The 26,280-nt window shown below is 35.5% G+C and carries 21 protein-coding genes; 9 read left to right on the plus strand and 12 right to left on the minus strand.

Annotated features, from left to right (window positions below; all coding sequences use genetic code 11):
- Window position 1 precedes the first annotated feature (1 nt).
- The 4 genes from HNP38_RS14105 to HNP38_RS14120 all read right to left on the minus strand — a co-directional run bounded on the left by HNP38_RS14105 (window position 2) and on the right by HNP38_RS14120 (window position 2,768).
- On the minus strand, window positions 2-730 hold the full coding sequence (locus HNP38_RS14105) for an SDR family NAD(P)-dependent oxidoreductase (protein ID WP_184190623.1): 729 nt from the start codon (window positions 728-730) through the stop codon (window positions 2-4).
- 232 nt (window positions 731-962) lie between these two features.
- A complete protein-coding gene (gene yajC / locus HNP38_RS14110; protein ID WP_184190626.1) occupies window positions 963-1,325 on the minus strand; it encodes a preprotein translocase subunit YajC in 363 nt (120 codons plus the stop codon).
- A 13-nt stretch (window positions 1,326-1,338) separates the two neighbouring features.
- Window positions 1,339-1,851: a DUF1573 domain-containing protein gene (locus HNP38_RS14115; RefSeq protein WP_184190628.1), complete on the minus strand. Its 513-nt coding sequence runs from the start codon at window positions 1,849-1,851 to the stop codon at window positions 1,339-1,341.
- Between the two features lie 11 nt (window positions 1,852-1,862).
- A complete protein-coding gene (locus tag HNP38_RS14120) occupies window positions 1,863-2,768 on the minus strand; it encodes a transcription antitermination protein NusB (protein WP_184190630.1) in 906 nt (301 codons plus the stop codon).
- 89 nt (window positions 2,769-2,857) lie between these two features.
- On the opposite strand from HNP38_RS14120, the gene HNP38_RS14125 reads away from it, so the two are divergent.
- From HNP38_RS14125 to HNP38_RS14150, 6 genes are all read left to right on the plus strand, one after another.
- Window positions 2,858-4,519 (plus strand): ABC transporter ATP-binding protein, encoded by a 1,662-nt coding sequence (locus tag HNP38_RS14125; protein ID WP_184190632.1) that lies wholly within the window; start codon window positions 2,858-2,860, stop codon window positions 4,517-4,519.
- Window positions 4,520-4,618: 99 nt separating this feature from the next.
- Window positions 4,619-4,954 (plus strand): DUF3276 family protein, encoded by a 336-nt coding sequence (locus tag HNP38_RS14130; protein WP_027375472.1) that lies wholly within the window; start codon window positions 4,619-4,621, stop codon window positions 4,952-4,954.
- Between the two features lie 483 nt (window positions 4,955-5,437).
- Window positions 5,438-7,396, plus strand: coding sequence for a hypothetical protein (locus tag HNP38_RS14135; RefSeq protein WP_184190635.1), 1,959 nt, complete (start codon window positions 5,438-5,440; stop codon window positions 7,394-7,396).
- Window positions 7,397-7,398: 2 nt separating this feature from the next.
- Window positions 7,399-8,127 (plus strand): LytR/AlgR family response regulator transcription factor, encoded by a 729-nt coding sequence (locus HNP38_RS14140; RefSeq protein ID WP_184190638.1) that lies wholly within the window; start codon window positions 7,399-7,401, stop codon window positions 8,125-8,127.
- 124 nt (window positions 8,128-8,251) lie between these two features.
- Window positions 8,252-13,060, plus strand: a complete 4,809-nt coding sequence (locus HNP38_RS14145; RefSeq protein WP_184190640.1) for an RHS repeat-associated core domain-containing protein — start codon at window positions 8,252-8,254, stop codon at window positions 13,058-13,060.
- Between the two features lie 210 nt (window positions 13,061-13,270).
- Complete coding sequence (locus HNP38_RS14150) at window positions 13,271-13,723, plus strand: T9SS type A sorting domain-containing protein (RefSeq protein ID WP_184190641.1); 453 nt, start codon at window positions 13,271-13,273, stop codon at window positions 13,721-13,723.
- A 331-nt stretch (window positions 13,724-14,054) separates the two neighbouring features.
- Here HNP38_RS14150 and HNP38_RS14155 read toward each other — a convergent pair whose 3' ends face one another.
- Window positions 14,055-14,348 (minus strand): hypothetical protein, encoded by a 294-nt coding sequence (locus tag HNP38_RS14155; RefSeq protein WP_184190643.1) that lies wholly within the window; start codon window positions 14,346-14,348, stop codon window positions 14,055-14,057.
- A gap of 220 nt (window positions 14,349-14,568) precedes the next feature.
- Between HNP38_RS14155 and HNP38_RS14160 the strand changes: the two genes are divergently transcribed.
- Window positions 14,569-14,832, plus strand: a complete 264-nt coding sequence (locus tag HNP38_RS14160) for a hypothetical protein (protein WP_184190644.1) — start codon at window positions 14,569-14,571, stop codon at window positions 14,830-14,832.
- Here the strand turns inward: HNP38_RS14160 and HNP38_RS14165 are convergent.
- The 4 genes from HNP38_RS14165 to HNP38_RS14180 form a co-directional block, all read right to left on the minus strand.
- Entirely contained in the window at window positions 14,785-15,114 is a 330-nt protein-coding gene (locus tag HNP38_RS14165) for a hypothetical protein (protein ID WP_184190648.1), read from the minus strand. The genes HNP38_RS14160 and HNP38_RS14165 overlap by 48 nt on opposite strands.
- Window positions 15,115-15,309: 195 nt before the next feature.
- Entirely contained in the window at window positions 15,310-18,261 is a 2,952-nt protein-coding gene (locus HNP38_RS14170) for a hypothetical protein (protein WP_184190649.1), read from the minus strand.
- A 423-nt stretch (window positions 18,262-18,684) separates the two neighbouring features.
- A complete protein-coding gene (locus tag HNP38_RS14175) occupies window positions 18,685-19,470 on the minus strand; it encodes a hypothetical protein (RefSeq protein ID WP_184190651.1) in 786 nt (261 codons plus the stop codon).
- 11 nt (window positions 19,471-19,481) lie between these two features.
- Window positions 19,482-21,008, minus strand: coding sequence for a tail fiber domain-containing protein (locus HNP38_RS14180; protein WP_184190653.1), 1,527 nt, complete (start codon window positions 21,006-21,008; stop codon window positions 19,482-19,484).
- 215 nt (window positions 21,009-21,223) lie between these two features.
- On the opposite strand from HNP38_RS14180, the gene HNP38_RS18225 reads away from it, so the two are divergent.
- Window positions 21,224-21,325 (plus strand): IS3 family transposase, encoded by a 102-nt coding sequence (locus HNP38_RS18225; RefSeq protein WP_410493774.1) that lies wholly within the window; start codon window positions 21,224-21,226, stop codon window positions 21,323-21,325.
- A gap of 129 nt (window positions 21,326-21,454) precedes the next feature.
- Window positions 21,455-22,572 (plus strand): IS3 family transposase gene (locus tag HNP38_RS14190; protein ID WP_317166738.1). Its coding sequence is split into 2 segments (ribosomal slippage): window positions 21,455-21,551 and window positions 21,551-22,572, totalling 1,119 coding nucleotides; the frame shifts between segments, so codons are not numbered across the junction.
- A gap of 1 nt (window position 22,573) precedes the next feature.
- Here HNP38_RS14190 and HNP38_RS14195 read toward each other — a convergent pair.
- From HNP38_RS14195 to HNP38_RS14205, 3 genes are all read right to left on the minus strand, one after another.
- Complete coding sequence (locus HNP38_RS14195; RefSeq protein WP_184190829.1) at window positions 22,574-23,065, minus strand: IS1 family transposase; 492 nt, start codon at window positions 23,063-23,065, stop codon at window positions 22,574-22,576.
- Between the two features lie 246 nt (window positions 23,066-23,311).
- The gene (locus HNP38_RS14200; protein ID WP_184190655.1) at window positions 23,312-25,078 is read right to left on the minus strand and encodes a hypothetical protein; all 1,767 of its coding nucleotides are present in this window, start codon (window positions 25,076-25,078) and stop codon (window positions 23,312-23,314) included.
- Between the two features lie 2 nt (window positions 25,079-25,080).
- The gene (locus HNP38_RS14205; RefSeq protein WP_184190657.1) at window positions 25,081-26,241 is read right to left on the minus strand and encodes a WG repeat-containing protein; all 1,161 of its coding nucleotides are present in this window, start codon (window positions 26,239-26,241) and stop codon (window positions 25,081-25,083) included.
- Window positions 26,242-26,280: the final 39 nt, after the last annotated feature.

A 26,280-nucleotide genomic window follows, 5' to 3' on the forward strand; every position in this document is an offset into this window, starting at 1 on the left:
TTCATGGTAATTTAGCTACTAAGCTTTCAGGTAAAATTTTCAGGATACAGTAAATAATCTTCCATTTAAAATTAGGGACAATGGTAAATGATTTCCCGGCATTTACTATAAATTGGGCTACATAATCCGGTTCCATGATCAGAGACTCATTAAGCTGCAATCCTTCATTGATCTTAGTCCGGATATACCCAATTACTAAAGCGTTCACAATGATCTTCCTGTCAGACAATTCCTGTCTTAAGCCAGCCAGATACTGGGTAAAGGCAGCTTTTGTGCTTCCATAGATAAAATTGCTTTTCCTCCCCCTTACTCCCGAAAGTGAAGAAAGCCCGATAATCCTTTCCAGATTCCTATTGCTTTCATCCATCGCAACAATGTTCAGGATGGAAACCCCACCCATATAATTCACCAGCATCATTTGTTTTGCCCCTTTAAAATCCTGCAAAGCAGTTGAATTATCAACCAAAAAACCGGCAGCATATACAGCAATATGAGGCTTCACCGGAAGCTCATCATAAAACTGTTGATGGGAGTTAAAATCTTCAGCATCAAAATACAAAATCTTCACTTTTGATGTCTCCAAATGATGTTCTTTTACAAAGCTCTCCAATGATACCGTATTTCTGGAAGCTGCCATAACATAAAAGCCTTTTTCAATATACTGTAAGATGCATTGCTTGGCCACATCGGAATTGGCGCCTAATATGAGAACATTTTTATCATGATTCATCCGGCAAAGATATTCTATTATCAAAAAAACAAACCACAAAAGGCACAAAAGTTTTTTGACCTTTTATAATGTTCAAACTTTTCTTTTTACCACAAAAATTTCTTATTTATAAAACAAGCTCAGAAGTTTTGGGACCTTTTATGATGAGAAATAAAAGCTTGCAGATGATCCATACAAAAGCTCCGGCGCCGAACTTCGTTCGGCGCCGGAGCAAATATTTTCAAAAACCAGATTATTTCTTTTCGGTTTCGGTTTCGGTTTTTTCAGAAGACTTGTCATTCTTTACTGCCTTTTCTCCGAAACGTGCCTCCGTATATTCTCTGGAAACAGCAGCTTTTTCAAATTTCAATTTTCCGGATAAGGTTTCAATCACAAAACCGTCTTCCTGAATCTGGGCAATTCTTCCGTGAAGACCGGATGTAAGCACCACTCTGCTTCCCACTTTCAGCGTATCCTGGAAGCTTTTCTCCTGTTTTTGCTTTCTCATTTGCGGCCTGATCATGATGAAATATAAACCTACGACCATAATCCCCATCATGATAAGCATTGTTGATCCGCCACCCTGTGGCTGTGCCTGTAAAAAGATTGTCAGCATATTTGTTCTTAAATTATGGTTGAATATTCGCTGTAAATGTTAATTTGATCGGAGCTTTTTCCACATTAGCATATACATCCGCATATTTTTGAACATTGTTATCAAAATTGGTGGAATCAAAGCTTAAAGTGATCTTTCCTTTTTTACCGGGTAAAATAGGTTCTTTCGTAAATTCCGGAGCGGTACATCCGCACCCAGGTTTCACCTCAGAAATGACAAGCGGGTTGGTACCTGTATTGGTAATTTCGTAAACGTGCTGTACTTTTTCTCCTTTTTTGATCTTTCCAAAATCAAAGTTACTTTCGGATAAAGCAATTGTAGTTAGCGGCTGATCAGGTTGCGGCGTAGTATTTTCCTGACCTGTTGCAGGCAATACCGGAGCCTGAGCTGCTGTATCCTTTACTATTCCGTCTTTAGGATGTCCTGATAATAAAGTTTCTTCCTGAGGTTTGTTTTCATCTTTTTTGCAAGAGACCAAACCGAATCCTATAATAGATAAAGCGATAATTGATAACGTCTTTTTCATGCTATATTTTGTTAAATTCTATTTTTATCTTTACAATACTTGTCTAAAATTCCGTTAATGAAGATATTGGACCTGTCCGTAGCAAATACTTTGGCAATCTCTATATATTCATTGATGATCACTCTTGATGGGGTAAAAGGAAAATTATCCAGCTCTGCCATGGCTGTTGATAAAATCACTTTATCCATTAAAGAAACTCTTTCAAGGTCCCAATTTTCTAGTCTTTCTCCTAATTTCTTTTCATTATTTTCCCAGTTATTCAGAGTATCTTTTAGAAGCTTACCGGCAAAAGTTTTATCGTCTTCGTCCTTGATCATTTTGATCAATGTCCTGCTTTCTTCATCTTCTCTCATAAAACCGATTGTCTTCTGAACCATGGAATTGGAAATATGAATATCATCTGACCATGATAGTTCCTTATCTTCAATATGATCATGGAAATCATCATTTTCAGCCATATAACGTAGAAACAACTTCCCTATGAATTTTTGGTCATCTTCAAAAGAACATTCACCTTCTTTCATGAAATCCTGATAGCGTTTTCCGGCAGTAATCCTTTGAAAGGTTTTCACCAGCAGATCGTCATGCAGATCCCATTTCAGTTCTTTGTGCTGCCCCGTAAAGAAAAGCCTTTCAGGGTTTTCTTCCAGTTTGATCAGGATCTGGTTATTGATGAATTTTTGATTAGGATTGATATCAGCTTCAGTTTTGATAAACTTTTTCTTACCTATTTCTATCTGATTTTCCGCCAGATTTTTCAAAGCCACCAGAAAATTAAGCTGATAAATATAAAGATGATAGATTTTTTCTATTCCAGAGAACATGTTTTTCTCTAAAACATCAAACTTTAAAGGATTTTGGTAGTATGAATACACACTTTCAACTACTTTCTCACGGATTTGTCTTCTTCCTAACATTCAAAGAGCTTTTTTATGGGTGCAAAGATACAAATTTAAAATTGATGAGATTCTTAGTCTGGGGGTATTTTTGTAATTTTGTAAAGTTTATGAAAGCTTTAAAAACCCTGAATCCTTACTTCCTGAAACACAAAATATTATTGTTTTGGGGGTTGCTATTTATTATTGCCAGTAATTTTTTTAATATTTACAAGGTTCAGTTTGTAGGGAAGTCGGTAGATGAGCTTACCAAAAGTGGTCATTTGGGTTTTAACAGGCAGGTACTGATTTATGTTGCCATTATTGTAGGCTGCTCATTATTGACAGGTTTTTTCACATTCATGATGAGGCAGACCATTATCGTAGCTTCAAGAAGGATCGAATATGAACTGAAAAATAAGATTTACAGACACTATCAGGATTTGTCCTTAACGGATTATAAGCAAACCACCATAGGAGATTTAATGAACCGGCTGAGTGAAGACGTGGTCGCTGTAAGAATGTATCTTGGGCCTGGGGTAATGTATGTGGTTAATTTGCTGATCTTATTGCTGATCACCAGCATTTATATGGTAAAAACGGATATGTCGATGACTTTGTGGACCCTCCTTCCTCTGCCCGTTTTATCTTATATCATCTTTAAGGTAAGCTCGATCATAAATAAAAAATCGAAGGTCATGCAGAAAAGCCAGTCTGCGATCTCCACTTTTGTACAGGACAGCTTCTCCGGGATCCGTGTGGTAAAATTCTTTGCCAAAGAAAAATATATTGAAAAAAATTATGGGGTAAAGGTTTCCGATTATCAGAATAAAGCCTTGGATCTCGCTAAAACCGAAGCCTATTTTTTTACGATCATCCTGTTTGTGATCGGGCTGCTGAATGTAGCCATTATTTTAATCGGTGGCCAGAAATATATTGCCGGAGAGCTAAGTGTTGGTAAAATCGCTGATTTTTTCATGTACATCAACATCCTGATCTGGCCATTCTCTATGGTAGGCTGGGTAACTTCTGTAAACCAGAGGGCTGAAGCTTCCATGCAGAGAATCAATGAATTTTTGGATAAAAAATCTGAAATTGTCAATACAAATTTTGAGGTATATCCCATTAAAGGAGATATTGAGTTCAGAAATGTTTCCTATGTATATCCCAATACGGGAATTAAAGCACTGGAGAACCTAAGCTTTACCATTAAGGCTGGAGAATCTTTAGCTATAATGGGTAAAACAGGAAGCGGAAAATCAACTATTGCACTGCTCCTTTGCCGTTTAATTGATCCTACCGAAGGTGAAATTTTAGTTGACGGTAAAAACCTCAAAGACCATAATCTGGAAAACTATAGAAATTTCATTGGCTATATTCCTCAGGAAAGCTATTTGTTTTCGGATTCCATCGAGAATAATATCGGCTTTGCCGTTGATCACCCTTCTCACGAAAGAATAGTTGAATATGCTAAAATTGCAGATGTTCACAAAAACATCGCAGAGTTTAGAGACCAATACAAAACCATGGTTGGAGAACGCGGCGTGATGCTTTCAGGCGGGCAGAAGCAAAGGATCTGTATCGCCCGTGCCCTGATCAAAGTGCCAAACATCATTATTTTTGATGATTCATTATCTGCACTGGATACGGAAACAGAACAAAACATCCTGGAAAATATTGAGGCGAAAATTCAGAATGCAACATCTGTCATTATCACCCACAGAGAATCCAGTGCTCAAAAAGCAGATAAAATCATTAATCTTACCGAAATTACCAATTCTGTAACCGCTTAGCTGTTTCTTTTTGAATTGTTAAATAAATCATAAAAAAAATTTTGTGATTAAAAGAAAACTTTTATATTTGTTCTTAACAAGATTAAAAAATATCTAACAATGAGTGAATACAAGGAACGCCACGAAAATGAAATTTTCACGAAGGTGTTAAAAGCAGGAAGAAGAACTTATTTCTTTGATGTGCGCGAGACGAAAGCGGGAGATTATTATCTTACGATTACCGAAAGTAAAAAGAACTTCGGGGAGAATGGAGAAGCTACATTCGAGAAACACAAGATCTACCTTTATAAGGAGGATTTCAAAAGTTTCCAGGAAATGTTCAATGAGTCTACAGATTTCATCATTAACGAAAAGGGTGAGGATGTAATTTCTGAAAAGCATGATAAAGATTTTAAAAGCAGATCTTTCACTATAGATTCAGACGACGAAGTTTAAAAACAACAATATTTAAAAACAGGCATCTATCCAGATGCTTTTTTTATGCATAAAAAACCCACTTTCAAATGAAAGTGGGTTTATATCTATCGAATAGATCTTAATTTATTGCACTTCCTTTACCATTTTTCTAAATGATCCCGTAATTAACTTTGCCGTTCTTCATTTTTCCTTTACAAAGCAATAGAATTATATTGTGTACAAAATACGGAATTATTATTGGGATACATATTTATACATAAAATTTTCATATTGTATTTTTCTATAGAATTACTACGGATAATTCATATTTTTCATTCTTTACACTTATTTTTTTATTAAATTTAAGATTCATTATATCCAGATTTGGTGATAAATACCTGTTCACTCAATAGATTTACTATTCGGGATGAAAAATCAAACTAATAACTAAAACAATTATTGATGATGAGAAAAATTTTACTAAACTGCTTATGCTTAGTTCCTATTTTATCGTTTACACAAATGAAAAAATTGGATGAAAAGGATCTGAACAAAAAAAAAATTTTAGATTCTCTTCTATTTAAGGTCCTACCTAAAATACAGGAATCAGATATTAAGAAAAAAATAGAAACCTATGAAATAGCAGAAAATTATCTTTCAGATAAATTAGGGAATTATGCCACTTATATATTGAGAGGTAAAGCAGCCATTTACGAAGATACCGGTGAACCTGAAAAAGCTCTTTACTATATAGATAAATCTTACGAGGCAGCAATAGAGTTTCAGGATTTTATAGGAGCTGCAAGATCTCTACAGCATAAAGGTATATATTATGGTAAAAGAAATGATTTGTTGAAATCCGAAATCTACATCAAACAAAGTATTGACCTGGTAGAAAAAAACCTTTATAATCCAATTGTTGATTCTGTAAAAAATAAAAATCTTTTATTAAATCTTAAATCAAATTTGTGTATAAATTACTCCTTTCAAAAGAAATACGCGCAATCAATAGATTTACTTTTCAGTACTCTAAAACTGGCAAAGAATTTAAAAAATAAAAAAACCGAAGCCATCCAGTATGGTTATATTGGAAAGACATATACTGAGCTTAACCAGAACAAAAAGGCACTAGAATACTATTTTTTAGAGAATAAAATTGCGATAGAAATTAATGAGAAAAAAACTGAAGCGTATTCTTATGTGCATATTGCCCAAACACTAAGAAAGCTGAATCTTCACAATAATATAGAGAACTACCTGAATAAAGCTCTTAATATATTCAATGATATTAAAGATGCTGATGGAATTTTAAAAACAAAAAATGCCTTTTTCACCTACTACAGGCTAAACAAAAAATATGACAAATGTATTGAAATGGTTTCTGAATTGGAAGGATTATACAAAAAGGATAAGCAAGATTTGTCACACTTCTATATCGAGTTGGGAGAGGTATATACACACCTAAAAGCTTTTTCAAAAGCTGAAAGCTATTTTAACATGGCAGAAAAAATACTTGATGAAAAAAGATCAAGCAAAAGATTTTTATATAAAAAGAAAGTGCTATTAGAGGAAGCCAAAGGAAATATGGGAAAAGCACTAGAATACAAAAATAATGAGATAGAAGTATCCAAAAAAGAACTAGATACAGTTTTTGCTGATAAAATTGTATCATATGAAACCAGATACAAAACAGCCGAGAAGGAATCTAAGATAAAATCTCAGCAATTACAATTAGAAAGAGAAAAAACCACTAGGAATATTGCTATTTCCGGGGCCGGATTTTTGCTGCTTCTTTCGAGTGGGGGATTCTGGTTCATTAAAAACCGCCAAAAACAAAAAGAACTTCAAACCCAAAACACCCTGCTCGGTTTACAACAAAACCTCAACGCAATGGAGCTTCAAAGTCTTAACAGACAGTTGGACCCACATGAAATAAAGAATCTGCTCGCAAACATTTCTCCGGAAATCCAGGAAAAAGCCCCTGATTCCTACTCCAAAATGATTAAGCTTTTCAATATCACAAAAGCCAGCTTAAATAATACTTCTTTAACGGATAGCATAGAAAATCAGATCCGGCAGATAAAAGATCTTCTAAGCCTGGAGCAAAACATGCTATTTGTGCCACTGGAATACTCTATCGAAAATAAAATTGAAAATATCCAGTTGCAGATCCCAAGATTAATGCTGAAAAACCTAGTGGAAAACTCTATAAAACATGGCATTAAAGAAAAAGAAAGCGGAGGAAGGATAATCATTTCCCTTTTTGAAAAAGAAAATTATATTAACATTTGGGTAGATGATTCGGGAAAAGGAAGAAAAAGCATTTCTCCTTCTTATAGCGGAATAGGAACATCAACTTACCAAAAACTCTTCGCTACGCTCAACCATAAAAACAAAGAGAATGCTTCTTTTGATATTATAGATAAAGAAGAAGGTACCCGAGTAGAGGTAAAAATTCCCCTTAATTATAAATACAGCTAGCCATGAACTACAATTACATTATCATAGAAGATAATCCGGGCAGTATTAAAAACCTGCAAATGGCTCTCAGGCCTCATAAAAATTTTATAGAGACAGGGATGGCACATACTTTGGCAAAAGGAATTTCCCTGGCACTGACAGCCAGACCTCATATTATTTTCCTTGACGTTCAGCTTGGGGAAGAAAACGGTTTCGAACTCATCAAAGAAATCCGACAGTTTACTTCTGAAATGCCTTTTATCATTATAACCACTGATTTTGACAAATATGCTAAAAAAGCCGTAAACAGTGATGTATTATATTTTCTTGATAAGCCTGTGGATCCTGATGAGCTGATCATTGCCTTGCATAAATTTGAAAAAAGGTTTTTAGAAATACAAAATCATATCACGATAAAAAATACACAAGGGCATTTTTTCCTCCAATTGGAGGATATACAATATATTCAGTCTGATAATAATTGCTGTAGAATCTTCAGGGAAAATCATTCTCCAATGTTTGTGACCAAAACACTTAAGGAAATAGAAAGTATTTTACCGGCTCCTTTTATCCGCATCCATAAAAGCTACATCGTCAACGCGAAATATATACAGATGCTCAATACTGCTAAAAAGAAAATAAGGTTGAACACTCTGAATCCTGAAAATCTGAAAAATATTGAGCTTCCCATAAGTGATTTATACATGGAGTTAGTAAAAAACGTTCTTTTAACCGGAAAACAAACTAAATAAAGTACCTTATTCACTCAATAGAACCGTCTGAACAAGATAAAGACCAAACCATTCACACACATCAATATAATCCGCTGAAAATCAGTGGATTTTTATTTTATTTTTGTTGAAAACCATATAAACTATGAAAACAAGATTACTGCTCAATCGATTTTTTTTACTGTTACTCATTTTTATAGCAGGAAAAGCAACAGGACAAATTACCTATTCTGGAACCCCAGCTACAGCAAGTGCGGCTACATGCCCAACCACTATGGAGAGTTGCAGCAACACTCCTAACTATGGTAACATAATTAAAGCCAATGTACAAACCATTAACGGCAGTTCCGTTACGTTTAGAGTAAGGAAGTGCGATGGATCATCATTTTCATCTGCGGGAACATTAAAAGTTATCCTTAACAATATTTGTGGTTCTCAGGTACAATCAACAAGCATAAGTACAGGTAACACATATAAAGATATTACTTTTACCGTATCTCATACCGGCACAAATTATTATAGAGTAACTCTATATTCAAATTCCGACAGTAATACTTATTATACAAATCAATTAAGTGTTACCGGAACCTCTGCTGCCCAACCTGATTTAACTTGTGGTACATCTACTGTTACTCCTGCCCAGCCGGTGCAAGGGCAAGACGCACATTTCTCTTTTGTAATTTCAAATATTGGTTCAGGTAATTATACCGGACAGCTAAGGATGATGTGGAGAAATACCACATCCGGGTTTCAGCTGGGAAATACTCTAAATGGATTAAACGCAGGGGCTTCACACACTTTTACCGCAAGCTCCAACCCTCTTGCTTCTGCCCCGGGAACATGGTATCTGAATATTGAGGAAGCAAATGGCAATGTGATTTGTTCTAAAACAGTAACGGTAATCTCAAGTCCGGCGACCTGTGTGCAGGGTACAGGCAATCCTCCTTCAACATCCAGCCCGGAATACCAAGCAACCCAATATTTATGTCAAAACGGGATTATCATTCCCCAACAAAACTGGACCAGCAATTACAACAATGCCATTTTAAGGCAAGATATTGCCAAGATCACTTATCTGGGGCTATACAAAGGTAATACGCCGAACAGCCCGGCAAGCCATTTTCCTGTTCCGTTTTTGGATATGCAGGCCTCACACACAGGAAACGAATATTGGTATAATGCTGCAAAAGTACTTGCTTACCTACAATACAACGATGACAAAACACCTTTCGACAGGGATTTTATTCTTTTCCGGCCCGATGAATCTATTCCAAGGAGATATGCCATTAAAATGTTTTTAGAAGCATTTAATATTGCCCCGTCAGCCAATACCAATAATCCATTTTCTGATGTTTCTACTTCAGATGAGATGTACGGGTATATTAAAAAAGCTCACGAACTGGGAATTGTTTTGGGAAATCAGGAATACACACCGCAATGCACTGCAGGAACCTGCTTTCATCCTGATGCCAATTTAACAAGGCAGGATGCTTTCATTATTCTCTGGAGAATCCTCACATTTTCCGGCATCGTAAAACCAACTATGGCTCAACTGGAAAATATCAGCAATTATTTTGTACCTGGAAATAACCGTATATCAACTTTTGGAAATATTCCGGATCTGGGACAGGGTAATTTCAGTCATTATCAAAAAACTTCATTCTCGATCGGAGGAAGAAGCTCTCTCTCCCTTGATTTTACACATACCTATAATTCATTTTTAACCGAATTACCCAAAGGGTATTTTGAAGACGGAATAAGTTTGCCCAAACAAAATTTTTCTCCACTAGGAACCGGCTGGACCCATACTTACAATATTTATGCTATAAAGACAGACAGCTATACTATTGGTTCTTATACTGAACCTGCGAAAATAATGTTTTATTATCCTGACGGAAGTATCGCAGCTTTCAATTATGCCACTTCTCAGCCAGAAGGGACAGGGATCTATGATGTAATGACCAGAACTACCATCTCTGGAGGCGAAAGGATAACAATTACCACTAAAAATCAGATAAAATATATTTTTGAAAATTTCAATAATAACAATCATTTCTTTTGTAAATCCATTAAAGATCGAAACAATAATGGGATAAAACTAATCTGGTCTCCAACTTCCGGCACACCATCTGTTGCAAAATACAGGTTAACCAGTGTACAGGAAGAAGCCAATAACGGCAGCTTGGGAAGAAGCCTCACATTCAATTATATGAGCACAATTTCTCCATACTTGAAAAGTGTAACCGATAATTCTATCAACAGAACCATTTATTTCAGTGTAGATTCATCTGCCAAAAACCTTAAGGTTTATACAGATCCAAAAGGCCAGGTTACAAATTACAATTATGACGTGGAAGGGTATTTAACCTCCAATCTTTTAACTGAAATAGTATTACCAAAAGGAAATAAAATTAAAAATACATATCTACAGAGAAAGCTGAAATCCAGCCAAACCTTTACACAAACAGGAATAGCTTCCAGTACAACCCAGGTAAACTGGACATCTTCTTATAATTCTTCAGGATATAATAGTAATTCAACGGTTACCGACCCAGAAAACAGGCAGACATCCTATCAGTACAACACTTTGGGAAATCCGGTAAGCATAACAGCACCATCTGCTACTGTAGCTGTTAATAGTTATGCTCCAGGAAACAATGCCCATCTTCCGACAAGCATTACAGCGGACGGAATTACAACTACGATGAGCTATGACCCCCAAGGAAATCTTTTAAGTGCAACAAAGAACGGAATCAGCAATACATATACCTACAATTCTTTTAATGATGCTTTAACTCATAAAGACGGAAACGGGAATACAACAAACTACAATTTCGACGGAAACGGAAACCTGTCAAAAATTATACGTCCCGGAACAGGCGGTTCTATCAACATTACCCGAAACAGTTTCGGACAGATTTCATTGGTTTCCAACCCATCTGGAATACAGACTTCGTATGATTACAACATTAATGGCCTGCCCAATCAGGCTTCCATGCCATTGGGAATAACTACTTCCTCCAATTATGATGGTGCTTCGAGGCTACTGAGTGTAACGGATGCCAATAATAAAACAACGTCCTACGAATATGACCTCAATGACAATGTAACGAAGGTTACAGATGCAAACGGCGAGATTGTACAGCATACATATGATGCTAACAACAATCATATGACTATTAAGAATCCCAAAAACGAAACTCAAACCAATACCTATAATTTTGATAATGATCTGCCTGGTTCTGAATCGTTTGGAAATCACACCAAAACTTATATTTACAATGATGATGGTTCATTAGCAACGTTTACAAGAGGAAACGGTATGTTTACCTATACATACGATATGAATACAGGAAGGCTTCTGAATGACGGGCAGACACAGTATACCTATGACTCAAGAGGAAATATCAAAACGATCACAAATACCAATGGCACATTAACGCTGAATTATGATAACAATGACCGGCTGACAAGCTATTCCGACTATTATGGCCAAACTGTTTCATACGGTTATGATAATAACAACAACGTAAAAACCATTACCTATCCTGGAAATAAGATTGTTTCTTATGTATATGATGCCAATAACCGCTGTACATCTGTTACGGATTGGAACGCAAAAACAACCACATATACTTATCTTACGGATGACAGGATTTCTCAAATCACATTGCCAAACGGAACCAAAACAATTTATTCTTATGATATTGCAGGAAGACCCTCCGGCATCAGTAATAAGAAAAACAACAATGCTGTGATCAGTGAATACACATTTACTTTAGATAATGCAGGAAACCATTTAGCGGAAACCATTAGCGAGCCTTCTATTATAGCAGGATTACAGAATATTATTCCCGGAACGGAAAGCTACGGCAACTATCCTCATAACCGTATCAGCACACAAGGAGGTACTGGCTTTACGCACAATACAGCAGGGGCAATTACCAATAAAGGAAATAATAATTTCACTTATGATTTAAATGATAACCTCCTCAGTGTAAATGGAAATATAAATGCACAATTTAAATACGATGGTTCCGGAAACAGAAGGGAAAAAGCATCAGCAGGGATCACAACCAGATATGTATTGAATATATTGGGAATGAGCCAGGTATTGATGGAAAACAACAGCAGCAATATGGTACAGAACTATTATGTATACGGACCCACTGGTTTATTGTACAGGGTAAAAGCCAATAATGCATACAGCTATTATCATTATGATTTCAGGGGAAGTACCACCGCTATTACAAATGAAGCCCAAACCGTAACTCATAGTTACAGCTACGATCCTTTCGGAAAAATCATTGCGAATACAGAAGCAGATTTTAATCCATACCGATATGTAGGACAGCATGGCGTACAATACGAGAATAATGATTTAATGTTTATGCGTGCCAGATATTACGATCCCACCACAGGACGTTTTGTAAGCGAAGATCCTGTTTGGCATTTGAACTTATATCCTTATGCGGATAATAATCCGATTATGGGTATTGATCCGATTGGTAAAGCAACAAGGAGACCTGATGTTGCTTTAAGAAATATTTTAGGTTCTAAAAAGTTTGACAATTTAAGCCGAATAGTGGATATTACATTATTTTTGAAAGAGAATGGAAATGATATATTAAGTGCATTTAATAGGAATGATAAAGTAAGACAAAAGGCAATGATTAATATTCTCTCAAGATATATTGAAGAAAAATTAAGAGAAAAATTATATACTGAAGGAGTTAACTATTTGTCTAAGAATATTCCTTTTATAATGGCTATAAATCCATTACTTAAATACGGTCCTGTTAAAAATATTATTATTGATACAATAGATAAATCCAGTCAGTGGATTGGAAAAAAAATGGAAATCGGAGTTATTTATACATCACAAGTTCTAGGAATTCAAAATTATTTGCTTAACAATAGGCAATATCTAAGAAGTAGATTTGGGCTTAAATAGTATTCAAATTCATTACATTTCACAAATATTAAACTTTATATCCAAGCTGGTAACAACTATTGTACTAATTGAGATAAATGTAGTTAACGTACTACAAAACACAAATAGTGTCACCTAGCTTGGTCTAACAACACAAAATCCTATTTTTATGGGGCTTGTATGAATACAGATCAAAAAGAGATTCAATTTTAAAACTAAAATTATTACAAAATGAAAAAGACACATAAAATTATAACACTACTTATTCTATTTGTTGTTGCTTTAGCAAAAGCTCAAATAACAGTAAACTACACTTACGACAACCTTAATCGTTTGACTCAGGCCAGCTACCCCAATGGTGTAGGAATTCAGTATACCTATGATGCTTTAGGAAACCGTACCCAGGAAGCAAAAACTTCTACACTTTCAGTAGAAGAAATACAGAACAATAATTCCATAAAATTATATCCAAATCCTTTTTCCGATAAGCTGTTCATTATTACGGCAAACCAAAAAATAAAGCAAATCAATTTGTTTGATTTATCGGGAAAGCTGGTGATCAAAAAAGAGGTAAATGATGTTTCAGATTATCAGCTAGAAGCATCAGTGCTTACTTCCGGGATTTATATTATTTCAATTCTGACAGATAAAAGTAGTGAATCTTATAAGGTCATCAAAAAGTAAACAGCGTGGTATAAAAAACATCATCTGTTTTTATAAAAATCAAGAGAGTTAGATATCAGAATGGATCTTATTTAAAGAAAAATCCCGCCTTAAAAAAGCGGGATTACCAGATTTGGGTGTAATAATAATTTATTGGAACCTACATTCACATGAATACCCGACCAGGTTCGAAAAATCCCTTTAATCCCTAAAACATTATAAACTTATTTTTTATTTGTATTTTAAGATTGTTTATATAAAGCATCCATCAAAACTGTTAAGAATGAGACAATCGTATAGCATTACATAAAAAAGAATACAAATTGCCCAAAATTCTCATTAATAAATGATATTAACAGGCAAGACCTAAGCTTTTCTGGTTCATCCTATACAAATGAACAGTATGCGCCAGAAGATTCATATAAAGTTTCGCCATATTGCTTGTGGGAACTCCTCTACCCAAAACTGTAGTAATAGATGTTGATATACTTCCACCGTCACCATACATTACAAATATTCCATTTGTCCCCTGCTTGTTTCCTATAGCAAGATATTCAGTACTATCATTTGTTGTACCCATTATATCCATAGAAGAAGGTATTTCCGTTGTGGTAATATAGTTTCCTGCATGGCCGTCATTTGGCATTAGAATATTACAATAAAGCTTATCAGTTAGCAAAGAATAATAAGGATATCTTCACTATTCATAAGCTTGTTTTTCTGAATAATTTGTCAAGAATATACGAAAATATGCACATAAAAACAGCTTGAAGAAAAAAATGAAATGTATACCAGACAAAATTTTCTTTACTTGTGTACTGCTTTACTCGCCTGTTTGAGAATTACATTTTTAGCTTTTTTTTAGATTGAAACAAAAATTAAACAGACAGAAAACCGATTTGCTGGAAAAAGAAAAACACGAAACAGAATTAGTACTACAATTAGAAAAAGAAGAACAGCTTAATGATAATGATTATAATGAAGTCCAAAATAGTATAGAAAAAGTACACCCTGATCTTTTTAAACGTTTGAAAGAATTATCTAAAACAAAACTTTCAAATTTAGATTTAAAATACCAAATATTAATAAGCTACCCAAGACGTACCATTATAAACCTGGACGGCTTTTAGAGCCATATCATATACTATAAGACCTTTTGGAGGCGAAGCTATAACCAAAGCATTTGAAACTTTGGGCAATACAAGCGCCTTATTAGAAGCCTCTAATATGACGGCACCCTGTACAGAAGAAGCACTGGCTCCTATTATGACACCTTTGGTGTTAGTATCCGTATTTGTGGGATTACCTCCCGTCACTCCACCTGCATCAGCTACACTCCAACCAGTCCCGTTGTAATAACGGAAACTTCCAGTAATCTCGTCAAAAGCTATTGTACCAGCACTTGCAGTCATCAGTGTTACGTCTTCGACAGGATTTAAGCGAATTCCCTTTGGGTCTGAACCAAATTCCAGCAAAACACTGGAATTTGTAATGATAGTTTTCCCTATAGCAATCTGAGCCTTTGCTATTGTGAATAAACCTATTGAAAATAGGGATATTAATATGATTATTTTATTTTTCATTTTAATTATGATATAAAATTTAAACTAAAAACATAAAGAACCAGACCCGATAGATCCGCTAAAATCCTTAAATTCTCTCCATACGGTTCCGTTGTAAATCTTGAATTTGCTGTCTGAAGTGTCAAAGATTAGCATACCTTCAATCGGGGAAGCAATGTTTGATGTTCCGTTTATTCTGGTAACTACAAAACCCTGGCTTTTGGCATAGACTTCCAAATATGTATTAGTTGCTGATGGCAGCCAATCGCTTTGTAAACTTACTGCTACATCTTTGAATGGCAATATTGGTCCTTGTGGTTGTGCTGCTATGGGAACCGATTGTGCCAATGTAACATAGTTATTAGACGAATTCGCATTATTGAATCTTACAGGTGCTGAGATATAGCCCGATACCGGATCTATCTGAGTTACTCTCACATTAGTTGTAAAGGCTGCATCATCGGCAACAATGACATACCATTTGAGTCCACTTCCCAAAATTGCTGCTCCGGTCATATTAAATCTCAGGTTGATACAACCCATATCTCCCGTATCTTGTGCTTTCCAAATCTTGTTAGATCTTGCGAAAGCCTGACCGGATATTGTTACATTTGTCATATTATTATAAGCCTGGCCGTTATCTCCCATTATCAGAAATTTTTTGTCAGCTGAAATATCGGTATGGTTGGCAGAGGTATTAGCCGTTATAAAATCGGAATTTGTAGAGATCACCAACCTATTAACAGCACTCGCCGACGTGGAGATCCTTTGGTGCAAATCTGTAAAATCATCCCTTCCTATTCCTGTCACATTATTGGAGTAGGCTGAATTAGCTGCATGGGTCCAGGAGATGGTACTAGCATCACTGGCAATATAATCTTCGGCCAGGGTAATCCCGTTTTTCACAGCAAGATAGCTACGGATACGGTGTTCTTCACCAGCACTCATATTAGTATCATAACCTATTACTTCATTTATCGTTCCCCTGAATGATCTGTTATTTCCACTAAAATACGTGCTCTGATCAGAACCTATTAAATACCCCCCATTCCCTATAGTTACAGTAAGATTACTTGTATTGAGAAGATTGAGATTTTGGTAAAAGTAACGCCTATCAGATGTTTCATCAACCAGTTTATGTTCAAAGATCGACTGTCCGTTAGCCGGGGTTGAAAGGCCATTTAATCCACCCGTTAATGTAAATTGACTGAATGTAGCAAGCTCGCCGGAATCAAAAGCTTCACCTCCGGTCTTGCCACTTTCAGAGATTGAAAAAATTGTACCTATGTCATTAATTGGATATTTCATAGAGAAAAAAGCAGTAAGGGATTTTGTACCGGTGGGGCTCCAATATCCTGTAGAGTTGGTAGAATATTGGGAATAATTTATAGTACCCGTATTGGCCAAGAAATTCGTATCGCCATATCCAATAACCTGAACAAAATCCAAGTATGGGTTAAAATTATAATTGTTGCTGTTAGCAGCCATCAGCCGGGGGGTATGCTGCAACAAACCATCGTTAGTGGCAAAGGTACCATCCGGCATGTTTAGCCAACTGCTTACATTGGTTCCACTGGCAGTAACACCTGTGTCTGCCTTATGCCATACTAAGAGTCCGTTGGTAACTCCTCCCGGTGCTTTGTCAACATTTGCTGTGGTAGAGTTTTTCTTAATAAAACTTATATCATCTATGGCAAAGTCATTGCCGGAGGCAGCAGAATATTCTGCCCTAAACTCCATAATTACACTGACAATCCCTGGCGGGACGTCATACTGCCAAGAATACTGTCTCCATACATATGTACTGGGCAATGCTCCTGTTTCGCCAATTTTAACACCATTGATATACACACCCATATTGGCATTATTTCCATTAACATTAGAAATATACATGCCTATATTATAGGCCGTATCGGGGGTTACAGGTACTGTTTGCCTATAAGCCACTCTATAGTCATTGGCACCGTTTATAACCAGATATTTACCACCACTTGGCGTTGAACCCGATGGATAGGTCCAATAGGTAGGAGTTGCAGGGGGAGCGTTGCTGATAATAACACCGTTAGTGCCACTTGTAATAGAATAGTCTGTTGTCCAGCCTGTATAATCGTTGCTGAAATCACCGTTCGCAAGTAAATTACTTCCGGTTGGTGCAGTAGGCGTAACTGGATTCTGCCAGGCTAATGTATAATATTTAATCCCGCTAAAACTATAAACAGCATCATAATAACTACCATTAAGTGTAGCTGGTATTTGTTGAACATTGGTAGTAAAAGCTGCATCATCTGCTACAATAAGGTATGCTTGAGCTCCTGATACAAGATTGTTGATTCTCAAAGGATCAAAGCGCAATAAAGTCGGGGGCATTAATGTTCCCGTAACTCTACCCATCCAGCGACGGGTAAGAATCCTATTGACCCCTGTCAGTCCGGATGGCAGGCTAAGAGTTCCCATAAGAGAACCGCCATTATTGCCGGTTACAAAGAAATCGCCATTGTTCAGGGTGCTGGTATTGTTAGCGTTATCTACAGCAAGAGTGCCATTGTTACTTATGATAATAATGTCTCCGCGCTCATTGGCAACACTCTGCTTCTGATAAAGTTCTGATGCATCTTCCCGACCGATTCCTATAATATTATTGTCGAAGCCATACGTACTTCCGGAACCATCGGAATTATAGAGTGTAGTTCCTGATCCACTTATATAATCGTGTCCTATCCCTATCCCATATTTTATAGCCAAATAGCTTTCTATCTTTTGTATATCAGAAAGTGAAACGGTACCGTCATAATTTATTACTTCTGCAACAATACCGCGCAGAGACTCACTTCCGCTCCTTCCGCCAATCTGGAGGGCATCATTAGAGTAAGTTGCCGTATTGCTAACTCCGGTAGTCGCATTAGTACCGTTAATATATAATGCATTGGCAGCAGTTCCAAGATAATTGGCATTCGCAATAAATGACACATTATCTTTAACTTTATCATCGGCACGCATAGGTGCAGATCCTCCTGCATTTTGCTGAACAATCAGATTTGTAGGGGAACTTGCTGATGGATAAAAACGATAACCTGAAGATGTTGCAATGAGATCACGATAGGTCCCGTTAGTGGTTTCCCCATACGATTTATATACTACAAATCTGGAGTAAGGTGCGTTGGAGGTAACTGTTTTGGAAGTTGTAAGATAATCGTTTTAGATATAACAAAATAAGTTCAAATAAAAAAAAAATCACAAAAATCAAATAATTGACCAAAATAACTTCCCTTGGTTTTAACAAAAAAGTCGGAAGAAAAAATCTTCCGACCATGACTTGCATAAAACAGATCTTTTAATTTGTCCAACTTTTTGTTGCAAATTCAGTTTTTTATACTCTTGAATGAGGTCGATTGCTAATACTCAATAAAATTAGTAAATGTCTTATGGGAGATATCCTGTTAGTTCTATATTCCGTATTTGTAAATCATCTCCAATACTGCCTGTTCCCTGCCCTTCCAGACTTAATACACCAGAGTTGGGAATTGTGGGAAGGTTGAAAGATATATCCACCCAATTAGTCCAGCCGAAGCTGTAAGTTGAGCCTGAAGCACCATTCTGCGGTGTTACTGTAACAGTAGTGCCACCGCCTCCCCGACTATCCAAAGTCGCATAAATGACTCCATTATATTTTACCCGCAGGTAAGATTTTGAACCACTAGGAGGGGAAATGCTATTGTTCACACATACGCTGAAACGCAGTACATTTCCGGTTGTTACCACATTACTAAGGCTTTGAGTTGCTGTAACAGTGCTTGTACCATCGGCACTCGTCCACAGTTCACAGGTACCCCAATTCCATCCTCCGAGACTCCAGCCATTTGAATTGCTGCATACACCCGGATTCTGCACGGCGTTAGTCCGACATGTTTTATCGTCACCGTTGTCCCCATTAAATCTCACATAATTACCGGTTCCGGAAAATGTAACCGCACCCGTCCCGTTGAGTACTAATGCCTGTGTGCTCCAACCAACATTGGATGTAACCACAATTCCCGTATTAACGGTTTTGGTATCCGTATTATTTTGAAAGAGTGTGACAGGATAGCCCCAAGTCTGGCATTTATCCCAATCTCCGCTTGTAGAAGCTGTATTTTGGGAAAATATTGATGTTGCCCATATGCCAAGCAATAACACCATGATGGTTATTTTTTTCAAATGTATGCTCATGATCATCATTATTAAAGGGAAACCGACGGATGGTATGACTGATTAACTTGCTTTTTCAGTCCTTCAATCTGTTTTTGCTGCTCTTTCAATGCTTCTATTAGTACCGGAATCAATGCGGAGTAGTTTACGGCTTTATATCCCTCAGCATTAGTACTTACCGCTTCGGGAAATAACTTTTCCACTTCTTGAGCTATTATCCCCACATCATGTCCTTTTCCCAATGTCTGTCCCGGAAATTGAGAAGCATCTTTCCAATCATAGGTATAACCGTTCAGCTTTATTATTTTCCCCAATGCGTTCTCTATAAGTTTTACATTGGTCTTGAAACGGATGTCCGAAGGACCTTGTATTCTGGAGGCTGTAATTGTACCATTTACATGAAGCAGTGTTGAGGGAGATGCTGTTCCAATACCCACGTTTCCTCCCGAGAGTACCGTTAATCTTGCAAGATTGTTTGTTCTAATGGCAAAATCCTGAGCACCTAGCATGCCCACGTACCCCGCACCATTATCATTTTGTAAAAGTAAACGTGAGGAACCGTTGGTAGCTTCATAATAAGAAGTAAATGCTGAATTGGTCAAACGGACCGCCTGTCCCACTATATCCAGTTTGGTGCCAGGACCCGTGGTACCTAATCCCAGGTTTCCTGCCGAGGTCAACATCAATTGAGCAGCGTCATCAGTTGCTCCATTGCCATTTGCCCAAAAGCCTATGTTGGCTGCGGACCCTGTAGTGATTCGTTGCCAATTCCCATTATTTCCCAACATGAAAATAGGGTCGGTTTTGCTTCCAGTACCAGCGGGATAGAAACGAAACTTATTGTCTCCTACCTGGAAAGGTGCAACAGGAACGGTGGTGGAACCTACCCCCACATTGTTACCTTGAGAATTTAGTATCAGATGACGTGAATTCCAAGATTGCAATCTGTCATAATTAGTTTCCGAGCTAAGCGATACTCCGTTCCCTGTAAAAGCTATACCTGTGGCTGTAGAGGTAATACCACCGGCTACTTGCAACTTTGAGTTGGGACTTGTAGTACCGATTCCAATTCTGTTATTGAGTGCATCTACGGAAAATGTATTTCCATCCACAGCAAAATGGCTTGTGCCGGTTGATGCAGATGAATTGAAATTTAGCGTCTTATCACTCATCGTAACCGTACGGTTGTCAACTAGAGTACCGTCACTCTTGTAAATACTGGTGTCAGGCTCTCCTCCTCCCGAACCCATTAACTTTTCCCATGATGTTCCATCAAAATAATAAAATCCTATTGCGTCAATATGAGCTGCTGTTCCTGTCATACTTCCTGTAGAGGCATTGTTAACATAAATTATAGTGGAGGTAACCACGCTGCTCATGCTCTGTGCACGTTCTCTATCAACTCGCGGAATAATAATTCCATCCACACCGGATGCTGTGCCGGTGGGAATCTTTGCCACGATATCCAATGTAGCCTGTGGATTGCTTGTCCCTATTCCCACTTGGGAAAATATGGAAGTAGAAAACAGAATGCTTCCTAATAGTAAATTTTTTTTCATTCTACAGAGTTTTATAAATTGATTTTTAACTAAAGTAAAGTGCTCATTCAAAAGTAGGAGTAATTATTTTTTTTTAATTGTACGTAACGGCTAAAGTTTATACTAACAATTCTAATGGATAAAGAATTAAATAGTTTAACCTGATTTTAGAAAAAGAAGATTGTAGGAAAGTAGATATGCAGATTTGATCATGGAGATTCATCAACAAAGTAATTATTACCTATGGAAGTCCCAGAATTGCAGCGGAGCTAAAGCGAAAAGGGCATTCCATCTCAAGAAGAAGAGTTGAAAAGATTATACTGGATAAACCACATTAAAAAGCCCCCTTTACATCGGTCAAAAACACCCTCTTTGCCATCAAAAAGATGACCTCTTCCCGAAAAACTAGACAGTTTAAAAATAGAGAATTTTGGGTATCAGATAACAAAAAAAGGTAATTTGGTACAATTAAAAAGTCAAAATTCACAGTACATCAGATTGTATTTGCGATAAAACAGTCGGAAGAAGGAACCCGGGTTGATGAAATATGTCGACAAATGGGATTTCACAGGCCACATTTTTCAATTGGAAAAAGAAATACGGAGATTTAGGTCTTTCGAAACTTCGAAAACTTCGCCAGCTGGAGGAAGAAAATGCTCAGCTCAAAAAACTTGTTGCATATTTAAGTTTGGATAAACAGATGCTTCAGGAAGTAATAAAAAAAGCTATAACGGCGACTCAGAAGAAAGAAATGTCTTTGTGGCTGATAGAATCATATCAAATCTCGGTTCAGCACGCTTGGCGATGTGCATTATTGGCACGATCAGTTTTTTATTATAAGTCTCATTCTCGCGAAGATCATTTACTCAGAATGCGGATCAATGAAATAGCCAAAACAAGGGTTCGATACGGATTTAAAAGAATTTATATACTTTTGAAACGGGAAGGCTTTACCGACAATCATAAGCGGGTTTATCGGGTTTATAAAGAAGAAGGACTTGATTTAAGAAGCAAAAGCCCCAGAAGAAACAGAGCGGGAGCTCATCGTTTAGAACGGTTGGAAAACTCCAAAATCGACAAGGTCTGGAGTATGGATTTTATTCAGGATTATTTGTATAATAGGAATCGTTTCAGGGTTTTAACTGTAGTGGATAACTTTAGTAAAAAATGTTTGGGACTTATGACTGGAAAATCATTAAAAGGAACGGATGTAGCCATAGAATTAGAAAAGATTTGCATCTTGGAAAAATGTAGGCTGGAAAGGATACAATGCAATAATGGAAGTGAATTTATCTCCAAAGAAGTGGATAAATGGGTGTATGAAAACAGAGTGGTTTTAGATTTTTCCAGACCCGGAAAACCCACGGATAATCTTTATGTAGAATCTTTTAACGGGAAATTCAGGGATGAGTGTTTATCGGTTAATCGGTTTTTATCATTGGAAGATGCAGAGAAAAAAATTGAGGATTGGAAATGGGATTATAATCTTTTTCGTCCTCATTCTTCTCTGAATGATAACCCTAGGAATTTATTAACTTGCAGAAGAAAAAACAGCTCAAAACTCTATTTAAAAATGTTTATATGAATTAGTCAATACTTAATGTGAGATGAAACCGCTCCAAATGATTAGTTCCATAACGAACTATTTTGTGAACTTTCTTCTCTATCAATGTTCTATAACTAGGAAGTTTGTCTGTAAATATCTTTTTTGCTCGAGAAAGATGTAGATTTTCAGTTAATTTTCTCAGTGTTTGATTAGTTCTTGTTCCAACATTAAAATTCACGATATTACGACTTTGTCTTTCCAAAGCACAAACTAACCAAGTTCTCCTGTTTTTATCTCCAACATAAGTACATAGTTCATCAACTTCATACTCTTTACCCATCGGAATTATTGGTTGTTTAATGTTTTTTGCAATTAGTAGAATTCTTTTTAGTAAGGTTGTCGTGGAAATTTGTAAAACTCTTGCCGTACTTCGAATACCCAAGCCCTCTCTAGTCAATAGGGTAATTTGTTCATCAATATTGATTTGATAAGCATAATAAGTATAATTTTCTACTCTTGTTGCCCTACAAATTTTACATAAATACGTTGTTTACCTGATCGTGTTTTTCCATTCTTTACCATTAAAATTTTTTCATCAACACATCTGAAACACTTGATAGATTCTTGGCTCATTTTAGGCGATTTTGAGCTTGCAAAAATAGAAAAACAACCCGAAGGTTGTTCTTTTACTATTCATTTTATTTTTTTAAATTACTGTAAATCAATTACTAATGTTTTAAAAACTTCAAATCAACACATCTGATACGTTACCTTATCATTAATGTTTTATTATAAAGTTATTTAAACTTTCTGAAAAAGCTTTCAAATTATTTTGATGTGGTTTTGCTTTGCTTTTTTTTAGCAAATATTGATAACCTTTTTCTAAATTATCATTACTAAATAATTTATAAAAATCATTATAAATTGGATAATTATATCTTTGATCTCCTTCAAGTACAATATTTGTTAAAAGCATATAATCATTATTATCAAAATAGACGCTTTGAATCTCATCATACAAATCCACTAATCTTATAAAAAACATGGACAGATATTCCTGATATTTTTCCTTTGGCACAAGATTTTTCTTCCATCCTATCATTTGAAGTGCCATACTTCTGATAGGTAAAGAACCTTTATATTTTACAATAAGAGCATCTGTTCCGCTTATAAAATCCTGTAAATCGGCATACGTTCTTACATCCGTTATCATCCCATCAAAATACAGGTCTTTTTTATTATACATTGGATTTTCATCATAAAACTTTAGAAACTCTTTGTAATTTGCGTTCTGTTTTTCAGACGGATGATTAGTCCTCATTCCTATTTTTTCGAAAGATTTGGACAAAAGCCCACCATAGTAATTTGAGAAAACTAAAAGTCCATACATTGCCCTTAAATCATCTATACCATAAACTTTTAATTTATCAATTTCCTTTTGAAATTTAACTATTGCTCCCTCATTGAATGCATTGGTATATTTTGGATCTTCTGACATCTGCTTCATTCGTGAAACAATCTGCTCCTTCGTCAATAAAGATTGATATTTCTTTCTGAAATTCATAGAAAACGGAATAGGATTGAAAAGTCCTTTCATCATTATTCCAAAATTAATCTCCTTATCTAAGAAGTATATAGACAATAATGCTTTAAAATCTTCTTTTTTGCCATCATCAAGTTTTGATAAAAACAATTCTAAAGTATTTTCAAGTTCTGCAACAGGAATTCCTTTATTACCTTCTTTTTCCTGAGCAATAAGTTTTCCTAATATCTCTTCCTCAGCAGAATAAATGTTTTTTTCCGTATTTCTTTCTTCTGTTAAAATCCATGCGTTCATTTCCATGCATTTTGAATTTTCACAGCCCGATATAGTTTTTTCCAAACCCTTGTATGAAAATAAATTTTTATTACCTTTCCAAAGATTATACAATGTGTCTATTCTCATTTTTTTTGCCTCTTCATATTCTTCTTTGAAATCTTTAATATCTAATTTTGCAAGGCGAAAAAACATTTTGTTTTCCTCTGAAAACTTTGAGTTTGCAATCGCTTCATCCATTTTTTTATAAAATGTCTCACAGAATTCTTTAGAATTACCAAAAAGTTTTGAATACTCTTTTGTTTCCAGATAAGTTTTAAATTTGAAAAATTCAGGATTATCTGGATATTTTTTTTCAAAAGCCGAAAACAATATTTTATAGTCATCACGAAATTCTGAAAAATAAGTAAGCCAAAGTTTCAAAAATTCTTTTTTTTCATTGCTATAACTAGATTTAGAAACCATCTCAAAAGCAGCATCTTTTCCTTTAGTGTTATAAGTAAGTAAAGAATTAATGTAAAAGGCGGGTTCGGGATTTGATCTATAATAATCACTCTGAAGAAGTTCTATTGTCTTTTTATAATCACCGTCTTCATAAGTAGAATGAGAGATCCCTTCATTAAGATTATAAAAGTCTTTTTGGGTAAACATAAAATAGGAATCAAAAAAACCAACCTGAGCCTTGAATGAAACTGATAAAATAATTAAAACAGACCATATTTTCTTCATCTCTAATTCTTAAAAAATTCTACACCGTTTTCACCTACAATTCCTTTTTTCCCATCAATAGTTTCTGTTTCAAAAAGTCCAAATTGCCAATTTTCGTTAACTGGTATTGGAGGAATTTGTTTGATAGTTTTATACTTAGCCTGAATCGGTTTATAGATGGTATTCAATAAAAAAACTCCTTTTTTGCTATTTTTTTTCAGGACATAATATCTTCCATAATCATATTCATAGGTAATATCATCGTATTCTAATGGTAAAATAATTTTTTTATTTTTCAACAATATCCCTGATTTTCCATTTTTTCTCAAAAGAAATACTGCTGATTCTTTTTCATGACCTATAAAATCTATATCATCATATTCTATATCGAAAATTACAGTTTCATCAGGATAGCTCAAAACACCTTTCTTCTTATCCTTATCTACAAAAATTAGATTTTCATTTTCATAAAAACTTACATTATCATACTTTTCTAAAAGTCTTTTTTTCGCCTCTTTTATTTTATCTGATGGAGGTCTGGCTTCTTGAACACCAATTAGAGCCGGAGGTTCAAGAATATCTTCTTCTGACGCTTCAGGTATATAGATATCATCATAGAATTTTTTGTTTACAAAAACACCTTCTGCTTCCCAAACAAATTGTTTATTTTTTTCATCCTCTTTATCATAAGATCTGGAAACATACTTATATTCCACAGGTATGATAAGCTGTCCTTTTGAATTAATCAAACCTTCTAATTCATCTATTTTGACGACATAACTGCCATTAGCTTTTTTATTAATTCTATCATATTCTGTTGGAATAAATGGTTTAAAATTCATCAACATTCCCATTTTTCCATTCTTAAAGATAGTAGTTTCTCTATTTGAATCTGTAACAAAAATAGAGTCATAATCTTCAGTTTCATTCAGCAATATTTTTTTATACTGATCGATTACCGAAATTTTATTATTTTTTCTAACAACATATTTGCCATAAAATTTCTTATTAATTGCAAAGTTTTCAATTTTTTCAAATGTAGGTTTTACCTTTACGACCCCTAAAGTATCACAAAGTCCCCAAAGATTTCCATTTCTATATGGTAAAAGAATTTCATGTTTTTTTTTATTTTGGGAAAATAAACTAGCATTTATTAGAAGAAAAATAAACAATAGATTTTTCATAGATAACATAATTTTAAGCAAATTTAATAAAAATCCTTA

It is taken from the genome of Chryseobacterium defluvii, from assembly GCF_014204415.1.
Classification (GTDB): Bacteria; Bacteroidota; Bacteroidia; order Flavobacteriales; family Weeksellaceae; genus Chryseobacterium; species Chryseobacterium defluvii_A.